We start from the raw sequence: 18533 nt of genomic DNA, 5'->3' as shown, positions 1-18533 counted from the left end.
GAGCGCATTATAACTGTTTTTGACTTCTTTGAAGCTATGCTTTCAGACGGCCTGACGGTTTTACTGCAAAAATAAAAACCCTTGCCATAAAGCAAGGGTTTTGCATGATTTCATTTTTTACTGCACAACAGTCTGCTGCTCATTTTTCTGCTCGGTACGGACAGTCGGACGGTTTTCAATCTTGCCATCTTTCGCCGCATTCGGCACAACGGTTTCACCAGGCTCAGAAGCCACTTTATCGTCAGGCGTACCGCTTACCGGAATGATATCTTGTGCAGGCTGAACATTAGACTTCTCAACAACCGGCATAGCGTCACGAGAAGTTTGCGGCGTAAACTGCCATGCCGTCACAGCAATGGCACACACGCTGGCAGCGGCTGCAAAGAATTTAAAGAAGCCGTTATTGGCCGCTTCGCGGTGAGTATATTTTTTCTGCTTGCCGGCAATCTCAGCTTGAGGCACTGTAAATGCTTTGCTTTGCATGGTTTCATCAGCCACCTTCGCCGCCGCACCCTGACGGATACAGTCGCCGATAATGTGGTACTCATGCCAAGCGCGCAATGCTTCCTCGTCTGCCAATACGGCATCCAGCATCTCATCAGTCAATGCTTCACCGTCCATCAATGCGGACACATACTCCAATGCTTTATTTGTTTTGTCGTTCATTTTTATTACCACCTTTGATCTTCAGAAGTATCCAACAGCGGCCGCAAATCTTTTGCAATCAGTTCACGCGCTCTGAAAATACGCGAACGTACTGTACCTATCGGACAATCCACTACCCGAGCTATTTCTTCGTAAGACAAGCCATCCATTTCCCTAAGCGTAATGGCTTGACGCATATCGTCTGGCAGTTGCGCGATGCTTGCTTCGACGGTCTGCAAGATTTCCCGATTCATCATTTCAGCTTCCGGCGTATGGTAATCCGCAATCTGATCGGTTAAATCAAGAACATCTCCCTCCTCATTGGCCGCTTCCGAGCTGACAAAAAACTGACGACCCGAAGTGGTCAGGAAATTCTTTGCCGTATTGATACCGATACGGTACAGCCATGTATAAAATGCACTTTCTCCACGAAAATTTGCCAATGCACGATAAGCCCTAATCATTGCCTCTTGGGTTACATCGTGCACTTCATGCTCATCCTGAATAAAACGGGAAATCAGTCTGTTTAGCCGACGCTGATACTTGGACATCAGCATCTCGAATGCCTTATGGTCACCTTTCTGTGCGCGCTCCACCAAAACTTGATCTATTTGGCGATCGTTCATATTCAACCTTTAATCGTTTTACTGCTTTAAACCAAAAATAGTAAAGCGTGCTGTGCACAGTAAAGACAGCAACGCTTTGAAATAGTTCCACGAGATTACATTTAATCGCAAAAGTTTATTCGTGCAGATGCTCTAACATAAGCTGTATTGCTTATTATATATACACTTAGCACAAGTAGTTAAATTACTAATACTTACTAAATTTAAAGTTATTCTCTTTGCTTTTCTGCTATATATTTGACCAACTTTTCATGAACAGGCAGATAGCCTTCCCCTATTTGAACATCGCTTCCCACCCGAAGATTAACAACAGCAAGGCACTTGTTGCCCATACTTAGGATAATCGGCCAATATTTACGGACGAGTGGCACAATATGACACTCTTGCAATAGTTTTTCGACTGATTTTTCCCTCTGTCCCGACTGAATCACATCACTTTTGGCCACACTTCTAAGTACCGCCGGCTTCTCCAACTCCTCTGCCGACAAACCTCCCTTAAACGGTAATAAAACAAAACCATTTTCGAGCAAAATATCTTTCAGACGGCCTTGAACTTCCCTGCCATTACACCAAGGCAGTTTTTGAAACTCACTTTCCTGATAAACAAACAGCTTGTCTCGATATGCGACCAGTTCCCCATCTGACAAATTCAACTGCGCCTGATCTACGGTTTCTAACACTCGGGCAAAATCGGCAATACTGTGATAAGAAGGCAATGATTCCGTTTGCTTTCGTAAAAAATACCAAAGCAACCGACGACGCAAAAGCGGCGTACATTTCCGCCACAGACTGATGTTGAATATTCCGTTTGGACTGATGCGCTGATATTCAGACTCAATCAATTCATCTAAAAGCTGCAAATCTTCCTGCAATAATCGAACATTGGCACAAATTTGCCGCTCAAAATTCGGAATACGCTGCTGCCATTGCGGTAAAGCCTGATTTCTCATCCAATTGCGTAAATAGCCGGAGTCTTCATTACTTTCGTCTTCAACAAAAGATAATCCCCATTGTTGCGCATACTCAGCCAGTTCCTGACGGGAAAATGCCAAAAGCGGTCGCCAAATTTGAATCTCTTCATTTAAATCACGCCATACCGGCATGGCCGCCATACCGCGCAATCCGCCCCCGCGCACGGCTGACAGCATAAATGTTTCGATTTGATCATTGCGATGGTGTGCCAAAACAATAATTTTCTTCAGGCCGTCTGAAAATGCCTGATATCGTGCAGCCCTAGCCGCCGCTTCCAAACCTTTTCCTTGTTTTTCCACATTGACACGACACACTCGCAAGACAACATTCAGACGCTGACAATAATCCTGACAAAATTTAGCCCAACTGTCGGCATTAGTGCTTAAACCATGATGAACATGAACGGCGCGCAAATCAAAATGGCTAAATTCGCGCATCCGATGCAAAAGATGCAGCAGGACGACAGAATCCAATCCGCCACTCAAGCCAACTTCAACAACAGTATGGCTCGGCAAATCAGGAACAGCTGCTTGAAAACTTTTAAATAGGGAATCAGGGGATACTTGCGACATTTCAGATGGCCTGAAATTGTGAATAACTCAAAAATAGAACACAAAAAAAGCAAGCAGCGGTATCTGCTTGCTTTTTCAGCAGTAAAACTTATTTATCGGTAAATTTACCGTAAGCCATGATGCGGTCGAAACGGCGAGCAAGCAAGTCAGGCATGGTCATGCTTTGCGCTTCGCTTAATTGCTGTTCCAAAACGGTTTTAACGTTTTTCATCGTGGTTTCAAAATCACGGTGTGCGCCGCCCAAAGGCTCATCAATCACTTTATCGATGACGTCCAATTCTTGCAGGCGTTTGGCGGTAATACCCAATGCTTGCGCGGCATCTGCTGCTTTTTCAGCAGTTTTCCAAAGAATAGAGGCGCAACCTTCGGGAGAAATCACCGAATAAGTCGAGTATTGCAGCATATTGACGTAGTCGCCGACAGCCACTGCCAATGCACCACCCGAACCGCCTTCGCCAATAATGGTGCACAATACCGGCACATGCAGGCGGGTCAGTTCGTATAAATTACGGCCGATGGCTTCAGACTGGCCGCGTTCTTCCGCGCCAATGCCAGGATACGCACCCGGGGTATCGACAAAGGTCATGACCGGAATATTGAATTTTTCGGCAGTCTGCATCAAACGCAGTGCTTTACGGTAACCCTCAGGACGCGGCATACCGAAATTACGGCGGATTTTTTCTTTGGTATCGCGGCCTTTTTGATGACCGATAACCATCACGCTTTGGCCGTTGAAACGCGCCAAACCGCCGACAATGGCATGATCGTCAGAATAATGGCGGTCGCCGTGCAACTCTTCAAAATCGGTAAAAATACCGTTGATGTAGTCCAAAGTATAAGGTCGTTGCGGATGGCGGGACACTTGTGAAATTTGAGCCGGAGTCAGCTTGCTGAAAATCGACTTGGTCAACTCACTGCTTTTCTTTTGCAGTCTGGCAATCTCGTCGGAAATATCAACGGCAGATTCATCTTGTACGAATCGCAACTCGTCGATTTTATTGGTTAATTCGGCGATGGGTTGTTCGAAGTCCAAAAAAACGGGTTTCATAAAACAAAGCTCTCGGTAACGGTTGCTGACATGATACGCTAATCAGACGTATTTGACAGCATTTCTCAAAGGGAAACTGCCATCTTTTGCAATAAAAAATCTTTCAGACGGCCTTTAACAAAGAAATAGTATATCTGCACTAAATGAATGAAGTGCCGTATCTTATGATAAACTTCAATTCAGTTCAATCATTTCAAACAGGCTATGAAAAACGATCATGACAATTCGTCCATGCGCTTGGACAAATGGCTGTGGGCCGCACGCTTTTTCAAGACCCGCGCGCTGGCACAAAAACATATTGAGCTGGGCAGGGTTTTGGTAAACGGCTCGAAGGTGAAAAACAGCAAAAATATTTCTGCCGGCGACACCATCGACATGACTTTGAACTCCCTACCCTACAAATTCAAAGTTGCCGCGCTCAATCATCAACGCCGCCCGGCACCGGAAGCGCGTTTACTCTACGAAGAAGACATGAAAACGGCTGCCGAACGCGAAGCTCAAAAACAACTCGACCAAGCCAGTCGCATCAGTGCCGCTTATCCGGACGGACGCCCAACCAAACGCGACCGCCGCCAGCTCGACCGTATGAAGCGCGATAGCTGGTAAAGCGTTTCATCCATTGTTTCAGACGGCTCTATATCCATGCCGTCTGAAAACTAAAAACAGGCAGGACATCCTGCCTGTTTTTATTTGTGATGATTAAAATTTATACTCTAACTGACCACGAATAACGTTTACATCCTGCTTATCCGTACCGACGGTAGGCGTAACCTGTTTGCCGGCCAAATAGAAGCCTTTGAGTTTCCAGTTTTTCCAAGGAATATAGGTCGCACCGATTTGCACGCCTTGGACATTTTTGCTGTAATCCTCAGCAGAAGAGACACCGGACAACGATCCGACACGGCGGTAGTTCAAGAATACGTCGTAAGAATTGCGGGCATTCCAGTCGGCTGATTTATAGCGCACTTCAGTGAACACGCCATCATTTTTGATTTTTTGTCCGGCATCATTATAGGCTTTGATATTGGACTTGCTGACTGCAGCCATCCAATGCCAATCGTCATTAAATTTGATGTCCGTACCGATTTCTCCGAAGACCGCATTTTTCTTCGCACCGCGTACATCGATGTCTTTCATGTAGCTGACGGTTGCGCCGACGTTAATATTCTCATTCACAGGCAACATGCTTTGCACCGCGGCAAAATGTCTGCGGCGGCCGCCAATGCCCCATGCGTTGTCGTTCAGATTGCCAGTACGGCGGCCCGCATAGATTTTGGTAGGCAGGGTTTTATTGTCGAAGAAGATTTCGCCGCCGGTTACTTCGGTATCCCATACGCGGCCATAGGAAGAGAATGCGCCGAATTTACCGACACGCGCTTTAATGTTGTTGTACAAAGTACCTTCGGCATACAGTTTATTGACCGGCACATCATGATCGCCGTTGAACTTACCGGTTTCCAAATCGATATTCGGCTCGATTTGTGCAACCAATTTCCAGTCTTTGTACAGTTTCGCGCGCAACCAAAACTCCGCATTAAAGTTGGCATTGGTATCTTCAGGCGTCGGATTGATACCGCTGTTATTGGCATTGATGTCTTTGGTATCCGCACGTACGCGCAAACCACCATTCACAGTCAACAAATCATTGAAAATACTGATTTTATCGTCATCTTTACGAATGATACTGCCGGAATTGACGTAATCGTTGGTGGTGGCCAAAGCCGCCGCATCATGCCCGCCATCAGCATTTTCTGCCAAAGAATAAGACGATGAAGCCAATAAAATACAGGTTACAATCAGTTTGGTTTGAAATTTCATGCCGACTCTCCAAAAGAAGGTATTGAAAGTGAAGTATTCGATAAAGCGTACAAAATTATGAATTTCGTATAAATTATTCATTTTATTTACTAATTATTTTTATCGTATGTAAATTAGTGTAATCAGTCAAGCAGATTTAAACGCTTTATCCTCTTTCAGACGGCCTCTTGATTCAAGTCAAACAGAATCCTGCTCATCAAGCTGTTCAAACTGCCGTTCCAAGGCATCGGCCAATGCCGTCCTGCGTTTTTGGTGGCATCCCACAGCCTTAACCAATTCCTCTGCATTTCCCCAGAACACGAAACGTTCACGCGCGCGGGTAATGGCTGTGTAAAGCAAAGCCTTATCCAACCCTCGGGCTTCCTCTTCGCCCTCCGTCGTTGCAGGCACTGACGGCGGAAACAGCCATACTTCCCGATATTCCGAACCTTGACTCTTGTGCACCGTCATGGCAAAAGCCGATTCAAAATCGGGCAAACGGCTGATGGCAATTTTTTTAAATCCATCTTTCTCAGGAAAATAGGCAGACAAGCCATTCAACGATTCTTCATCTTTCATAATCAGCCCGATGTCGCCGTTAAACACTTCCAGCATGTAATCATTGTGGGTAATCATGATGATTTGTCCGGCAAACCAAGGCGTTTCGCCCGAAACCTTGCCTTGTCGTTGCAAATATTCTTGATAAGCCTGATTCAAATCATCCGCATCCTGCCGCCAAGCCGCCAATACCACCACATCGGCCGCATGACCGTAGGCGAGTGCGACATTATTCTCTGCCACGGCCTGCCAATAATCCTGTTGCTTTTGATACAGCAAGGCGACCTGCTCTTTCAGACGGCCTGATTTCATTTCCAATTCTTTGGGGAACTTGTCAAACTGTTCGACCGCAGTTTGCTTTTCCCCGGACACCACCGCCCTTGCCAAACAACCAATACCGCTGTCTGCACCAAAACGGTGGCTGAACGTCAATTTAGCATTGTTTTGCGATAAAGCCTGTGGCTGTCCTTTAATCTCAAAACCATGATCGGGCAGGTAAACTTCCAACTTTTCAGCAGTTTCTTTATCCAAAGCCGTCGGACGCGACAATGCTGCCAACACGGCTCCCAAGCCAACCGACGGCAACTGGTTTTCATCGCCAAGCAACACCAGACGACAGCCGGTCGGCACGGCACGCAACAAATCCAATACCAGCGGTAGATCCAACATCGAAGCCTCATCCACCACCAAAACATCCAAAGCAAGCGGATATTCATGATTAAATGCAGGGCGCATTTGCGGCGGCCGCAGTTTCAGCAAACGATGGACAGTCTGCCCTTCCAAGTTTTCTAAATGAGCTTTAATGCTCGGAGACAAATCAAAACCATCCAAAGCACGTTGCAAGGCCCGTGCCATATGCGCAGCCGCTTTGCCCGTCGGCGCCGCCAACGCAATACGGGGCAGCTTCGTACTGTTATTACAAATCAGACCCAAAAGCTTTGCTACGGTCGTCGTCTTACCCGTACCCGGCCCGCCGGTAATCAGCATAAAGTTTTGCAGCAAAGCCAAAGCCGCAGCATCCCGTTGCTCTTTACTGTCTTTAGTATCAAACCAATCGCTCAGACTTTTTGAAGCCGCCATAAAATTCACTTCTTCCGCCTCGGCACTTGCCAGCCGTTTGATTTCAATAGCCAAATCATGCTCCAACTGCCACATCCGCCCCAAAAACAATTTCCGGCCTTGCAGGATAAGCGGTTTATCCGCATTACCGACCAAGTTCGGCAAGTTGCTTAAGGCATCGACATCCGCTTTATCCAAGTAAATAAACGAATGCCCGTTTTGCAAGGCTGCAAACAGTCGAACCACATAAGGCTCAATAACGGATGCGCCCTGTACTTCGTGGCGGCGGAAAAACGCTATGGCCGCATCTGCGGCAGAGGAAAGGATAGAGTCGGTCGGATTCATGGCTCAGAATTGATTGATACGGAAAAAAGAAAGGCCGTCTGAAAAACAGTGTTTCCATAAATGAAAACCTATTTTTCAGACGGCCTCTATTATACCGTTCAAAACATAAAATATTTGCCTGAAATAATAACCTTATTGCAGCACTTGCAGACTGCCGTCTTTCATGGTCATTACCCGGTCGAAACGCTCAGCCAGCTCGTCATCATGGGTTACCACAATCAGGCTGGTGTTCAATTCGCGTTTCAAATCCAGCATCATATCCAGCACATTTTGCGCATTTTTACGGTCAAGGTTCCCCGTCGGCTCATCTGCCAACAGGCATTTCGGTTCATTAACCAAAGCACGGGCAATGGCCGCACGCTGACGCTCGCCGCCGGAAAGTTCGCTCGGACGGTGCAGCATACGCTTGTCCAAGCCGACCTTTTTCAGCATCTTAACAGCCTTCTCCTCAGCCATCGCCTTGGGCATTTTGCCGATTAAAAGCGGCATCATGACATTTTCCAAAGCAGAAAACTCAGGCAATAGATGGTGGAACTGATACACAAAGCCCAAATAACGGTTGCGCAATTCGCCCAACTGTTTTTGGCTCAAACCGCCCAAATCCTGATCCATCAACATTACCTTGCCTTCAGACGGCATATCCAAACCACCAAGAAGGTGCAGCAATGTGGATTTACCGCTGCCTGACGAACCGATGATACTCACGCTTTCCGCTTCGGCAACTTCAAAATCTAAATGATTCAACACTTGTACATTCAATGCGCCGTCATTATAGCTTTTGCCAACGCCGATACATTTCAAAATTGTCTTACTCATAACGCAAAGCCTCCGCAGGTTGGGTTTTTGCAGCACGCCAGCTCGGATATAGTGTGGCGATAAATGCCAAGCCAAGCGAAATGCAGGCAATAACGGCGACGTCCTTCAAGTTCACATCACTAGGCAGGTAATCGATGAAATAAACCTGTGAGTTAATCAAATGCACGCCAAACAGGTCTTCAAAAAATGCGACAATCTTGCCGACATTCCAACCCAGCAATACACCGCATACTACACCCACAAGCGTACCGAAGAATCCTGCAAACGCACCCTGCACCAAGAAAATCTTCATGACGCCGCCCGGGGATAAACCCAAAGTGCGCAAAATCGCAATATCGGCTTGTTTTTCCGTTACCGCCATTACCAAAGAAGAGACGAGGTTAAACGCAGCAACCGCGATAATCAATGTCAAAATGATAAACATCATGCGTTTTTCCAACTCAACGGCTTCAAAATAACTGCGGTTGTTAAACGTCCAGTCGCGCACCCATACCTCATCTTTTTTAGCATCAGGAATCAACTTGGCAATGAAAGACGGCGCATTCTGAGGATCAGCCAGTCGCAAACGCAGCCCGCCGACATTTTCACCCAGTCGATACAAGACTTGCGCATCCTTGATATGCGTCATGGCCAAGGTATTATCGACTTCATAAACACCGGTTTTTACCACACCGACTACATTAAACTGCTTCAAGCGCGGTACTACGCCGGCAGGGGTAACGTTACCCTCTGGTGTAATCACTGTAACCTTGCCGCCCATCTCCGTACCCAATGCCTCAGCCAGCCCTTGGCCCAAAATAATATCAAACTCGCCCGGCTTCAAATCATCAAAACTGCCGGCCGGCATATCCTTACCGTAATCGACGACATTTTTTTCTTCAGACGGCAAGATACCGCGTATTTGCACACCGCGTACTTCTCCGGCATTGGCAAGCAAAGCCTGATCGGAAACATAAGGCGCGCTGGCCAATACTTCCTTTTTGCCTTTTACAAATTCGCGCAAATTCTGCCAACCCGGCGCACTGCCGACATCGTAATAGCCGATTTCCGCATGAGGTGCGACGTTCAACAATTGACCGCGTATCTCTTTCTGAAATCCGTTCATTACCGATAACACCACAATCAGCGCCGTTACGCCCAAGGCGATGCCGGCGATTGAAATCATGGTAATAAATGACATAAAGCCATTGCGTTTTTTCGCACGTAAATAGCGCAGGCCTATCCAAGTTTCTAAAGAAGCCATTCAAAAATGCCTCATTCGTTTGTCAAAAAAGGCTTATTGTACCGTAAAACCGACAGGTCGTCCGATTGCCCGACTGATATAGCATTCAGGGATAAAGTGTATGTAAAACCATGTATCTTCCCGTAAATTCCGCCGAAAAACTTGCACAATCTGCCAATCGCCCTTATTCTGAAGCTGTGACACACTTTGTCACCATCAAAAAGGAAATACACTAATGAACAGCAAAAAATTCTTGGCCCTCGCATCCGTAGCTGTAGGTTTGTCATTCAGCTTCAATGCATATGCCGCCAAAGAAATCAAAATCAGTTCAAACAATACCGCTTACTCCGACGCCGATGTTCAAAAACTGGCAGCCACTGCTGTCGGCATGGGCGTAAAAGAACCTGTCAGCCTCAACAGCGGAAACGGTGTTGTTACCGTATCCGGCAGCAGCGCAACCAAATGTGCATTCAAAGTCGGTAACGGAGATACGCCTCAAATTCAAGGTGTCAGTTGCAAATAATCTGATTTAATCAATGAAAAGGCCGTCTGAAAAACTTTCAGACGGCCTTTTTATATTGCCATTTAAGATTGAATATTCCTTCTATCGTAAACAGCCTGAGCCAAAGTACCAGCATCCACATATTCCATCTCACCACCCAAAGGGATTCCCCTCGCCAATCGACTGACTTTATAAGGAAGATTTTTAAACAATTCCGCCAATACATATGCTGTCGCATCGCCTTCGGCTGTGAAGTTGGTTGCAATGATAATTTCCTCAATATCACTCGCCTGCAAACGGACAACCAGCTTATCTAACGCTACTGCCGAAATATCCATGCCCTGCGCCGGACTGACTTGCCCCATCAGAACGAAATACAGGCCATCATGACAATTAGCCGCCTCCATGCTGGAGACATCCGCCGGCATATGCACAATCATCAAACGGCTTTTATCGCGTTTTTCGTCTGCGCAAATTTCACACAAATCGCCTTCGCAAAATGTGTTGCACATCCGACAATGTTGCACCTGTCTCAAAGCAAACTGCAAAGCATCCACCAACTCCTGCGCTTCTTCGCGTTTGTACTGTAAAAGCTGGTAAGCCATACGCTGGGCGGATTTTGGGCCGACATTGGGCAGGATTTTTAATGCATTAATCAAGCGGACAAAGGCATCAGGATTTTTACTCATGATTTCAGACGGCCTTTAAAAAGATAGCTAAAAATAAGAAAACAGCCGGAATTCATCCGGCTGCCCTACTCAAATACTCTGCTTATTCGGCAGCATTATTAACTTGCTGTGCGCCTTGCTTACGATCGATTTTTTTATCCAAATACTGGAGTAAATTATCGAACACATTGGCAGAAAGCTGCTGAACCAAAGCCTGTTTGGCAGCCGGAATCTGTGAATCGGCATTTTCAGGAGCAGAAACGCTCTGAACTTCCATAATCACCGGCGCAGGCATACCTTCCAACAATGTATACGCAGGTTTGCCGCCGACAGGACGCGCTTTCAGCAAAGCCGCATAAGCTTCCGGAGACATGGTTTTACGTGCATCTTGTGCGCTCAATTGAGAAACAGGCGACCATTGAATATCGGCAGCTTTACCGGCTTTCAATGCGGCCAAAGTTTCTTGGGCTTTCTTCTCCGCCAGTTTGGCAGCTTCAGAGCGCAGATATGCTGCACGGACAGTGTCTTTGACTTCTGCAAATGGTGCAATTTTCTCTTCGCGCACTTCTTTCGCACGAATGACCCAAACGGTATCGTTGTTGATGGCGATCACTTCAGAATTGTGTTTTTTCTTCAGTACATCATCACTAAACGCGGCATTAATCAATGCTTCAGGCAAGCCGGCTTCCTTCGCGCCCGCTTTGGTCACCCACTCATCCAAGTTTTCCACTTTCAAACCTGAATTGGCGGCTGCTTTTGCCAAAGAAGATGGATCATTGAAGGCATCTTCACCCAATTTTTCTTTAGCGGCATTAAAGGCAGAAGCTGCTTTTTTCAGTTTCAAGGCTGCTTCGATACGCGCTTTGGCTTGTTCCAAAGTCGGCTCAGCTTCGACATTCAAAACTTTGATAACGTGATAACCCAAAGATGATTTAACGGTATCGCTGACTTCGCCTTTGCCCAATGCAAATGCCGCTTTATCAAATTCAGGTCCAAAGCCACTGCCGCCGCTTTTGCTCAGGTAGCCCAAATTGCCGCCTTTGTTGCTGCTAGACAAATCTTTGGAGTACTTGGCCGCCAGCTCGGCGAAAGCATCTGGGTGCGCTTTGAGCTCTGCAGCCATTTTATCTACTTCGGCTTTAATTTCCGCATTGCTTGCTTCATCTCCGTTAGGCATAACAGGAATGAAAATATGCGCAATTTCGGCTCTTGGCGACAAATCTACGCTTTTGCTGTCGTAAGCTTTTTGTACTTCTTCTGCGCTGACGGTTTGCTTGTCAGCCAAATCTTTGATGTTCAAAGCCACATATTCCAGCTTAACGGCTTGAGGAATCAAGTAATCTTTCTTATGCGCTTCATAATACTTTTGCAAAGCCGCATCATCTACTTTTACTTGTGCCGCAAATGCTTCAGGGCTGAAAGTAAATGAACGGATGGTACGTGTTGCTTGAGTCAGGTTAATCAACTGACGCGCTTGCGCATCGCTGACCAACGCACCGTTTTGCACCAAATTCAACAGATTTTGCAATTGGAACTGTTCACGGATGTCTTCAACAAACTGATCCTCCGTCATTTTGCGCTGATCCAAATACTTCTTGAGCAAATCCTGACTGAATTTGCCAGAAGCATCATGGAAATTCGGATCATCCACGATAACTTGCTTGATTTGTTCCTGAGACACAGCAATGCCCATCAGCTTGGCACCCTGCTTCAGGTAAGCTCTTTGCAATAAAGATTGGAATATCGCATCACGCGAAGGCGCATTATTGCCGGCAGCCTGCTCATTTTGTATCGCAATCTGTAAAGCATGCTCGCTGACCTTCTCATCCCCGACTTTGACAATGTAATCAGAACCCGGCGAAGACAAGTTATTGGCACCGAATCCGATAAAGGTCAGACCGATGATACCTAAAACAATCTGGGCGGGTGTTTTATATTTTTCAACAATATGGAACATATTTATCCGAAAGAAAAGTTTGGCGCGGCAGCCTGAAAATGCTGCCGCAAAAATCTTAAAATCCTGAAAACAGGCTCAAAGCGCGTATTGTAACGTATTTTTTCGAGGCTTGCTTTTTCAGACGGCCTAAAAACCTAAAAATGCCTTATCCGAAAATTTCCTGATACGCTTCTACTGAAAATCCGACATGAACCTGTCCTTCTTTGACCAATACAGGCCGCTTGATGATACTGGGATTTCCCACCATCAAAGAAATCGCACCTTCTTTTGTCGCGGCAGATTCTTGCGCATCTTTATCCAACTTGCGCCAAGTCGTACCTCTTTTATTGAGCAAAATTTCCAAAGCCGCCTGCTCCAGCCAGCCATCAATCAATTCGGCAGTCGGGGCGTTTTTCTTAAAATCTACAAACTCAAACTCGATGCCGTTTTCCGCCAACCAACTGCGCGCTTTTTTAACCGTATCGCAATTGGGAATACCGTATAGTTTTATCATCTTATTTATCCTTGGTTTTATTCATAAAATCACGAATTCAGGCCGTCTGAAACTTTTCAGACGGCCTGAATTGAATGCTACTTATTTCTTAGCAGCTTTCTTCACTTTAATCTTCACGCTTTTACCTTGAGCATTATTTTTACGCCCGGCTTTGACGGAAGCTGTTTTCGCCTGCGCTTTTTTCTTGCTTGCGGCTTTAGGTTTGCTTGGCTTAGTAGGCTTAGAGGCAGGTTTACTTTTCACCTTGCTCTTCTTTGCCTTCACAGGAGTAGCCAACGCTTCATCAATTTCTTTAGCCGAAAGTTTACGCTTACGCTTTTCGACAGGCTTGTCAGCAGCTGTCGGCTTACTCACAGGTTTCGCTTTTCTTCCGCCGCGTTTCTTACCGACTGAACCGCCGCTGATTAAGGTCAAATCAATCTTGCTGGTATCCAAATCGGCACGCGCGACTTTTACAGTAACCGTATCGCCCATATTGAAACGGACACCGCTGCGTTCGCCCTCAATTGCCATAATTTCAGGACGGAAGTTGAAATAATCCTCTCCCAAATCGCTGATGTGTACCAAACCGTCGATATGAATGTCGTCCAAGGTTACAAAAATACCGAAGCTTGTCATGCCCGAAATCTTACCACTAAAGACTTCGCCGACTTTGTCGCGCATATAATAAGTTTTCAGCCAGTTTTCCACATCGCGGCTGGCATCATCGGCTCGGCGCTCGCAGAAAGAGGTATGCACGCCCAAAGCCTGCCAGGTTTTATTGGGTTGGTAAATTTGTCCGTTCAATACAGCCTTAATGGCACGATGTACCGTCAAATCCGGATAACGGCGGATAGGCGATGTAAAGTGTGCATATGCGCTATAAGCCAAACCAAAGTGACCGTCGCAATGCGGCTCATAAACCGCCTGCTGCATAGAACGCAACATCATCACTTGCAACAGCTCCGCATCTGGACGGTTTTTAAATTGTTCGGCAAGCGCAGCATAATCTTTCGGCGTCGGATTATCACCGCCACCCAAACTCAGCCCCAGCAAACCAAGCTGCTCGCGTAAAGTGGCCAGTTTTTCGGGAGTCGGGCCCAAGTGATTGCGGAACAAAGCCGTATGTTTGTTTTTCAGCAAAAATTCTGCCGCGCAAACATTCGCCGCCAACATACATTCTTCAATCAGCTTGTGCGCATCATTGCGGACAACGGGAACGATCTTGTCGATTTTACCGTTGTCATCAAAAATCATCTGAGTCTCAACGCTCTCAAACTCAACCGCGCCACGCTCGAAACGTTTTTTCTGCAAGATTTTAAATAACTTATATAGAGTATCGATTTGCTGCTTAAACGGATGATCCCGGCCGTCTGAAATCCAATCCCAAACTTGATTGTAAGTCAGTCGCGCATGCGAACGCATTACTGCCGGATAGAAACGGTATTCCTTGATATTGCCGGCATAGGTAATCACCATATCGCACACCATACACAGGCGTTCAACATCAGGATTGAGCGAGCAGATATCGTTGGACAACTTCTCCGGCAGCATCGGAATCACACGGCGTGGGAAATACACGCTGGTACTGCGTTCCTGAGCATCTACATCAATTCCGTCATCAGGACGGACATAATGGCTGACATCGGCAATCGCCACCACCAAACGGTAATTGCGGCCGACTTTTTCAGCAAAAACCGCATCGTCAAAGTCCCGCGCAGTTTCACCGTCAATGGTTACCAAAGGCAAATCACGTAAGTCCACACGCCCTTTCAAGTCGGTTTTACGCACATGATCAGGAATTTTCTTCGCGGCTTTGACACACGCTTCGCTGAATTGATGAGGCAAATGGTGCTTGCGTACAGCGATTTCAATTTCCATACCGCTGTCGGCATAATCGCCCAACACTTCAATCAGCTTAGCCACTGCAGGACGATGCGCTTCAGGATACGTCTCAATTTCAGCCACAATCACCTGGCCGGATTGCGGTTTAAAGTGCGCCACGCTTTCAGGTTCCAGTACGATACTTTGGCTCAAACGCTTGTCTTCGGCCTCCAAAATGGCCACGCCGCGATCCATATAAAAACGGCCGACCACTTTAGACTGCGCACGCTCCACTACATCCAAAACCGTACCTTCACGACGGCCTCTGCGGTCGATACCGGCAGGACGAACGGTAACAATATCCCCGTGCATTACACCGCGCATTTGACGCTCATACAAAACGAAATCGCCCTCGCCTGTCGGCGTTAGCGGCACGGCAAAACCAAAGCCGTCTTTATGCGCTTCGACACGGCATTTAACCAATGCCAATTTTTCTGCAGCACACACCGCGCCACGTCGGTTGATCAACACCTGACCATCGCGTGCCATCGCTTTCAGACGGCGCTCGAAGAATTCATATTCATCTTCTGTAATCGACAATTCATGTGCCAAAGCTTCGATTTTTGTCGGCACACCTTTTTGTTCCAATAATTCAATGACCCATTCACGGCTGGGCAACGGATGAGCGTAACGTTGTTTCTCCCGCTCCAAATACGGGTCTTTTTCTCGTAAATTTAAAGATTTAGTATTTTTGTTCATTTTGATAGTTGACATTCTTTTTTTAAAATATATAATAGCTGCTTCTTCGCAGTTCAGGTATTCAACTGTACCTTAAATTGAAGAATAAAGCAAAGCCCAGGTGGCGGAATTGGTAGACGCGCTAGCTTCAGGTGCTAGTGTCCTCACGGGCGTGGAAGTTCGAGTCTTCTCCTGGGCACCAAATATTTTGGTACTTCTTTGCTTAAGAAAATTTAAATTGCCCAGGTGGCGGAATTGGTAGACGCGCTAGCTTCAGGTGCTAGTATCCTCACGGGTGTGGAAGTTCGAGTCTTCTCCTGGGCACCACTGATAAATCAATAAGTCAAGTTTTTACATTATTCTGATAACAAGTCAGGATAATAGTCCACAGAGAGGTGGATGAGTGGTTTAAGTCGCACGCCTGGAAAGCGTGTATACGTGAATAGCGTATCGAGGGTTCGAATCCCTTCCTCTCTGCCATAGATACTAAAGACACTAGCTAACGGTGTCTTTTTTCATATCTGCCCTTCTTAAAAATATTACATCACACTTTTATTTCCCTTACATTTATTTCCCTTACATTCTAATCAGAAACCTCCGACGCATTCTTGTCTTATACTAAACCGTAATGATTAAAGGCCGTCTGAAAGTTTTCAGACGGCCTCTTTCTTAAAATCTACCAAATCCCAAACCATTGTTTATCAGACTGCTTTTTATTGCCGTTCTGCTGCTCGTGGTTTTGACGGCGAAATTGCCAAGGTGCTTGCGGATTGTCTTTTTTCCATAAGCCTTTACGCTTTTCCTTGGCTTGTTTTTGTGCTGCCGAATAGTCGGTGTAAGCGGTTTTACTTTGTTGTTTTTTGGCATAACTTTCATAATGCCATGCGGCGCCATCCCGTATTTGCATCAAATTCAAATCAATCGTGCCGACTGATACTTGGGCAACTTCGCGCTGGTAGCGGTCGGCTTCAAACACGCGGACTTTGGCTTTTTTATGCAATGCTGCATCAATCAGATTGTCTCGTGATTGCGTACCATAAGCCTGGTTGATTTCCGGCGCATCGATATATGCCATGCGGATTTTGTGTTTCCTGCCGTCGCTATCGATAATGTGCATGGTATCGCCATCATGGATTTTGATGATTTTTCCGTTGTATGTGTAGGATTGTCGCGATGACTTTTGTTTTTGTTCCGGTTTGGGTTTAGCTTCGGCTTTAGTGTCAGATGTGGCTTTGACGACATTTTCACCCAGCCATTCATTGACCTTTTCTAAACCGATATTGTCGCCTTGTGCCAATGTTGCAGCAACGCTTACCCCTGTACGAATCACCTCAGTATCACGTGAACTGTAACCAAGTGCGCCCAAAACGGATACAACAACAGGCAACCATTTTATAATTTTACTGATTTGCATATTTTGCCAAATTGAAGGCCGTCTGAAAGACCTAATGCACTTTCAGACGGCCTTTTAAGATTGATTAATCTTCATTAATCCTGACAAGGCAGGATGACTTTTGCGCCTTCTGCCGTACCCAAAACCAACACATCTGCGGCATCGCGGGCAAAAATACCGTTTTCGAGTACGCCAGTGATTTTATTGATTTCGTCTTCCATTTTCAGGGCTTGGTCGATATTGAGGCCGTGAACATCAACGATTTGGTTGCCATAGAAAGTAGTATAGCCGACACGCAACTCAGGCTGTCCGCCCATGGCAAGCAGTTTGCGCGACACCAGCGAACGGGCATTTTCAACCACTTCTACCGGCAATGGGAATTTACCCAAACGAGAAACATATTTGCTTTCATCGGCGATACAGACAAATTTATCGGATGCGCTGGCCACGATTTTTTCGTTCAAATGCGCACCGCCGCCGCCTTTAATCATTTGCAGCGCGTGGTTGACTTCGTCTGCGCCGTCAACATAAATCGCCAATCCCATCACTTCATTCAGTGAAACTTCTGGAATCTCGTATTTTGCCAAAAGCTCGCTGGATTTTTTAGAAGTAGACACGGCACCCTTAATTTTCTTACCGCTTTTACCCAAAGCTTCAATAAAAAAGTTGATGGTAGAGCCGGTACCGATACCGATGTATTCGTTTTCAGGAACAAATTCCACCGCTTTTTCGGCGGCAATGCGTTTAAGTTCGTCTTGAGTTGCCATGTTGTCAGTCTTTCAGTTTGAATAATAAAGTAATTTTAAGCTCTTAGGCTTTAATCAGCAATACTGCCGCTTGCGCTTCAATGGCTTCCATACGTCCCAGATAGCCAAGTTTTTCGTTGGTTTTGCCCTTGATATTCACGCAGTTTGCAGGCAAACCCAAATCTGCGGCGATATTAGCGCGCATTGCCGGAATATGCGGCGCAAGTTTTGGCTTTTGCGCAATCACGGTCGTATCGACATTAACCACCTTCCAACCCAATTTCTGCACGCTTTGATAAGCCTCACGCAACAGCACACGGCTGTCGGCATCTTTGAACTCGGCGGCAGTATCAGGAAAATGGCTGCCGATATCGCCCAAACCGGCCGCACCCAACAGGGCATCGGTAATCGCATGCAAGAGCGCATCGGCATCTGAATGACCCAGCAAGCCTTTTTCAAACGGAATGTTGACGCCGCCGAGTATCAAATCTCGCCCTTCGACCAACTGATGGACATCGTAGCCCTGTCCGATACGGATATTCATGTTTGTTTCCTTAAATAATGGGTTTTGAT

At 46.4% G+C, this 18533-nt stretch carries 17 protein-coding genes and 3 tRNA genes; 5 read left to right on the top strand and 15 right to left on the bottom strand.

Annotated elements, in window-relative coordinates:
* Positions 1 to 117: 117 nt before the first annotated feature.
* The 4 genes from ACTHSW_RS06875 to ACTHSW_RS06860 all read right to left on the bottom strand — a co-directional run bounded on the left by ACTHSW_RS06875 (position 118) and on the right by ACTHSW_RS06860 (position 3863).
* Positions 118 to 666 (bottom strand): sigma-E factor negative regulatory protein, encoded by a 549-nt coding sequence (locus tag ACTHSW_RS06875; protein ID WP_070460775.1) that lies wholly within the window; start codon positions 664 to 666, stop codon positions 118 to 120.
* A gap of 5 nt (positions 667 to 671) precedes the next feature.
* Positions 672 to 1271 (bottom strand): RNA polymerase sigma factor RpoE, encoded by a 600-nt coding sequence (rpoE, locus tag ACTHSW_RS06870; protein WP_036493687.1) that lies wholly within the window; start codon positions 1269 to 1271, stop codon positions 672 to 674.
* A gap of 209 nt (positions 1272 to 1480) precedes the next feature.
* Positions 1481 to 2815, bottom strand: a complete 1335-nt coding sequence (gene tilS, locus ACTHSW_RS06865; protein ID WP_070460777.1) for a tRNA lysidine(34) synthetase TilS — start codon at positions 2813 to 2815, stop codon at positions 1481 to 1483.
* Between the two features lie 88 nt (positions 2816 to 2903).
* On the bottom strand, positions 2904 to 3863 hold the full coding sequence (locus tag ACTHSW_RS06860; RefSeq protein ID WP_070460779.1) for an acetyl-CoA carboxylase carboxyltransferase subunit alpha: 960 nt from the start codon (positions 3861 to 3863) through the stop codon (positions 2904 to 2906).
* A 204-nt stretch (positions 3864 to 4067) separates the two neighbouring features.
* Between ACTHSW_RS06860 and ACTHSW_RS06855 the strand changes: the two genes are divergently transcribed.
* Complete coding sequence (locus ACTHSW_RS06855; RefSeq protein ID WP_003679090.1) at positions 4068 to 4469, top strand: RNA-binding S4 domain-containing protein; 402 nt, start codon at positions 4068 to 4070, stop codon at positions 4467 to 4469.
* A gap of 93 nt (positions 4470 to 4562) precedes the next feature.
* On the opposite strand, the gene ACTHSW_RS06850 is transcribed toward ACTHSW_RS06855, so the two are convergent.
* The 4 genes from ACTHSW_RS06850 to ACTHSW_RS06835 form a co-directional block, all read right to left on the bottom strand.
* The gene (locus ACTHSW_RS06850; RefSeq protein ID WP_432760687.1) at positions 4563 to 5681 is read right to left on the bottom strand and encodes a hypothetical protein; all 1119 of its coding nucleotides are present in this window, start codon (positions 5679 to 5681) and stop codon (positions 4563 to 4565) included.
* A 177-nt stretch (positions 5682 to 5858) separates the two neighbouring features.
* On the bottom strand, positions 5859 to 7622 hold the full coding sequence (gene recD / locus ACTHSW_RS06845; RefSeq protein ID WP_070460782.1) for an exodeoxyribonuclease V subunit alpha: 1764 nt from the start codon (positions 7620 to 7622) through the stop codon (positions 5859 to 5861).
* 132 nt (positions 7623 to 7754) lie between these two features.
* Complete coding sequence (lolD, locus tag ACTHSW_RS06840) at positions 7755 to 8438, bottom strand: lipoprotein-releasing ABC transporter ATP-binding protein LolD (protein WP_070460784.1); 684 nt, start codon at positions 8436 to 8438, stop codon at positions 7755 to 7757.
* Positions 8431 to 9681 (bottom strand): lipoprotein-releasing ABC transporter permease subunit, encoded by a 1251-nt coding sequence (locus tag ACTHSW_RS06835; protein ID WP_070460786.1) that lies wholly within the window; start codon positions 9679 to 9681, stop codon positions 8431 to 8433. The genes lolD and ACTHSW_RS06835 overlap by 8 nt, the downstream gene beginning before the upstream one ends.
* Positions 9682 to 9895: 214 nt before the next feature.
* Between ACTHSW_RS06835 and ACTHSW_RS06830 the strand changes: the two genes are divergently transcribed.
* On the top strand, positions 9896 to 10183 hold the full coding sequence (locus ACTHSW_RS06830) for a hypothetical protein (protein ID WP_070460788.1): 288 nt from the start codon (positions 9896 to 9898) through the stop codon (positions 10181 to 10183).
* A gap of 62 nt (positions 10184 to 10245) precedes the next feature.
* Here ACTHSW_RS06830 and recR read toward each other — a convergent pair whose 3' ends face one another.
* The 4 genes from recR to rnr all read right to left on the bottom strand — a co-directional run bounded on the left by recR (position 10246) and on the right by rnr (position 15842).
* Positions 10246 to 10851: a recombination mediator RecR gene (gene recR / locus ACTHSW_RS06825; protein WP_049348472.1), complete on the bottom strand. Its 606-nt coding sequence runs from the start codon at positions 10849 to 10851 to the stop codon at positions 10246 to 10248.
* Positions 10852 to 10933: 82 nt separating this feature from the next.
* Positions 10934 to 12787: a SurA N-terminal domain-containing protein gene (locus ACTHSW_RS06820; protein ID WP_107792037.1), complete on the bottom strand. Its 1854-nt coding sequence runs from the start codon at positions 12785 to 12787 to the stop codon at positions 10934 to 10936.
* Between the two features lie 145 nt (positions 12788 to 12932).
* Positions 12933 to 13280, bottom strand: a complete 348-nt coding sequence (locus ACTHSW_RS06815) for an arsenate reductase (RefSeq protein ID WP_070460793.1) — start codon at positions 13278 to 13280, stop codon at positions 12933 to 12935.
* 81 nt (positions 13281 to 13361) lie between these two features.
* Positions 13362 to 15842, bottom strand: a complete 2481-nt coding sequence (rnr, locus tag ACTHSW_RS06810; protein WP_440365220.1) for a ribonuclease R — start codon at positions 15840 to 15842, stop codon at positions 13362 to 13364.
* Positions 15843 to 15936: 94 nt separating this feature from the next.
* Here rnr and ACTHSW_RS06805 point away from each other — a divergent pair.
* The 3 genes from ACTHSW_RS06805 (at position 15937) to ACTHSW_RS06795 (ending at position 16301) form a co-directional block, all read left to right on the top strand.
* A tRNA-Leu gene (locus tag ACTHSW_RS06805) sits at positions 15937 to 16023 on the top strand.
* 38 nt (positions 16024 to 16061) lie between these two features.
* Positions 16062 to 16148: transfer RNA gene (locus ACTHSW_RS06800), tRNA-Leu, on the top strand.
* A gap of 62 nt (positions 16149 to 16210) precedes the next feature.
* Positions 16211 to 16301: transfer RNA gene (locus tag ACTHSW_RS06795), tRNA-Ser, on the top strand.
* Between the two features lie 196 nt (positions 16302 to 16497).
* On the opposite strand, the gene ACTHSW_RS06790 is transcribed toward ACTHSW_RS06795, so the two are convergent.
* The 3 genes from ACTHSW_RS06790 to ispF all read right to left on the bottom strand — a co-directional run bounded on the left by ACTHSW_RS06790 (position 16498) and on the right by ispF (position 18504).
* The gene (locus ACTHSW_RS06790; RefSeq protein WP_070460797.1) at positions 16498 to 17235 is read right to left on the bottom strand and encodes a thermonuclease family protein; all 738 of its coding nucleotides are present in this window, start codon (positions 17233 to 17235) and stop codon (positions 16498 to 16500) included.
* Between the two features lie 74 nt (positions 17236 to 17309).
* Positions 17310 to 17981 (bottom strand): ribose-5-phosphate isomerase RpiA, encoded by a 672-nt coding sequence (rpiA, locus tag ACTHSW_RS06785; RefSeq protein WP_070460799.1) that lies wholly within the window; start codon positions 17979 to 17981, stop codon positions 17310 to 17312.
* 43 nt (positions 17982 to 18024) lie between these two features.
* Positions 18025 to 18504: a 2-C-methyl-D-erythritol 2,4-cyclodiphosphate synthase gene (gene ispF, locus ACTHSW_RS06780; protein WP_070460801.1), complete on the bottom strand. Its 480-nt coding sequence runs from the start codon at positions 18502 to 18504 to the stop codon at positions 18025 to 18027.
* Positions 18505 to 18533: the final 29 nt, after the last annotated feature.

The sequence above is a fragment of the Neisseria sp. P0008.S004 genome, from assembly GCF_051962755.1.
Taxonomy (GTDB): Bacteria; Pseudomonadota; Gammaproteobacteria; order Burkholderiales; family Neisseriaceae; genus Neisseria; species Neisseria subflava_A.
The sequence above is the reverse complement of the archived record's forward strand: the minus strand, read 5'-3'. Positions and strand labels throughout refer to the sequence as shown.

Bases quoted from the DNA above. Each gene is read 5' to 3' on its own strand.
- ACTHSW_RS06850 (WP_432760687.1), bottom strand. From the start codon at position 5,681: ATGAAATTTCAAACCAAACTGATTGTAACCTGTATTTTATTGGCTTCA.
- ACTHSW_RS06855 (WP_003679090.1), top strand. From the start codon at position 4,068: ATGAAAAACGATCATGACAATTCGTCCATGCGCTTGGACAAATGGCTG.
- recR (WP_049348472.1), bottom strand. From the start codon at position 10,851: ATGAGTAAAAATCCTGATGCCTTTGTCCGCTTGATTAATGCATTAAAA.
- tilS (WP_070460777.1), bottom strand. From the start codon at position 2,815: ATGTCGCAAGTATCCCCTGATTCCCTATTTAAAAGTTTTCAAGCAGCT.
- ACTHSW_RS06815 (WP_070460793.1), bottom strand. From the start codon at position 13,280: ATGATAAAACTATACGGTATTCCCAATTGCGATACGGTTAAAAAAGCG.
- ACTHSW_RS06790 (WP_070460797.1), bottom strand. From the start codon at position 17,235: ATGCAAATCAGTAAAATTATAAAATGGTTGCCTGTTGTTGTATCCGTT.
- ACTHSW_RS06860 (WP_070460779.1), bottom strand. From the start codon at position 3,863: ATGAAACCCGTTTTTTTGGACTTCGAACAACCCATCGCCGAATTAACC.
- lolD (WP_070460784.1), bottom strand. From the start codon at position 8,438: ATGAGTAAGACAATTTTGAAATGTATCGGCGTTGGCAAAAGCTATAAT.
- rpiA (WP_070460799.1), bottom strand. From the start codon at position 17,981: ATGGCAACTCAAGACGAACTTAAACGCATTGCCGCCGAAAAAGCGGTG.
- ACTHSW_RS06820 (WP_107792037.1), bottom strand. From the start codon at position 12,787: ATGTTCCATATTGTTGAAAAATATAAAACACCCGCCCAGATTGTTTTA.
- ACTHSW_RS06835 (WP_070460786.1), bottom strand. From the start codon at position 9,681: ATGGCTTCTTTAGAAACTTGGATAGGCCTGCGCTATTTACGTGCGAAA.
- ispF (WP_070460801.1), bottom strand. From the start codon at position 18,504: ATGAATATCCGTATCGGACAGGGCTACGATGTCCATCAGTTGGTCGAA.
- rnr (WP_440365220.1), bottom strand. From the start codon at position 15,842: ATGAACAAAAATACTAAATCTTTAAATTTACGAGAAAAAGACCCGTAT.
- ACTHSW_RS06875 (WP_070460775.1), bottom strand. From the start codon at position 666: ATGAACGACAAAACAAATAAAGCATTGGAGTATGTGTCCGCATTGATG.
- ACTHSW_RS06830 (WP_070460788.1), top strand. From the start codon at position 9,896: ATGAACAGCAAAAAATTCTTGGCCCTCGCATCCGTAGCTGTAGGTTTG.
- rpoE (WP_036493687.1), bottom strand. From the start codon at position 1,271: ATGAACGATCGCCAAATAGATCAAGTTTTGGTGGAGCGCGCACAGAAA.
- recD (WP_070460782.1), bottom strand. From the start codon at position 7,622: ATGAATCCGACCGACTCTATCCTTTCCTCTGCCGCAGATGCGGCCATA.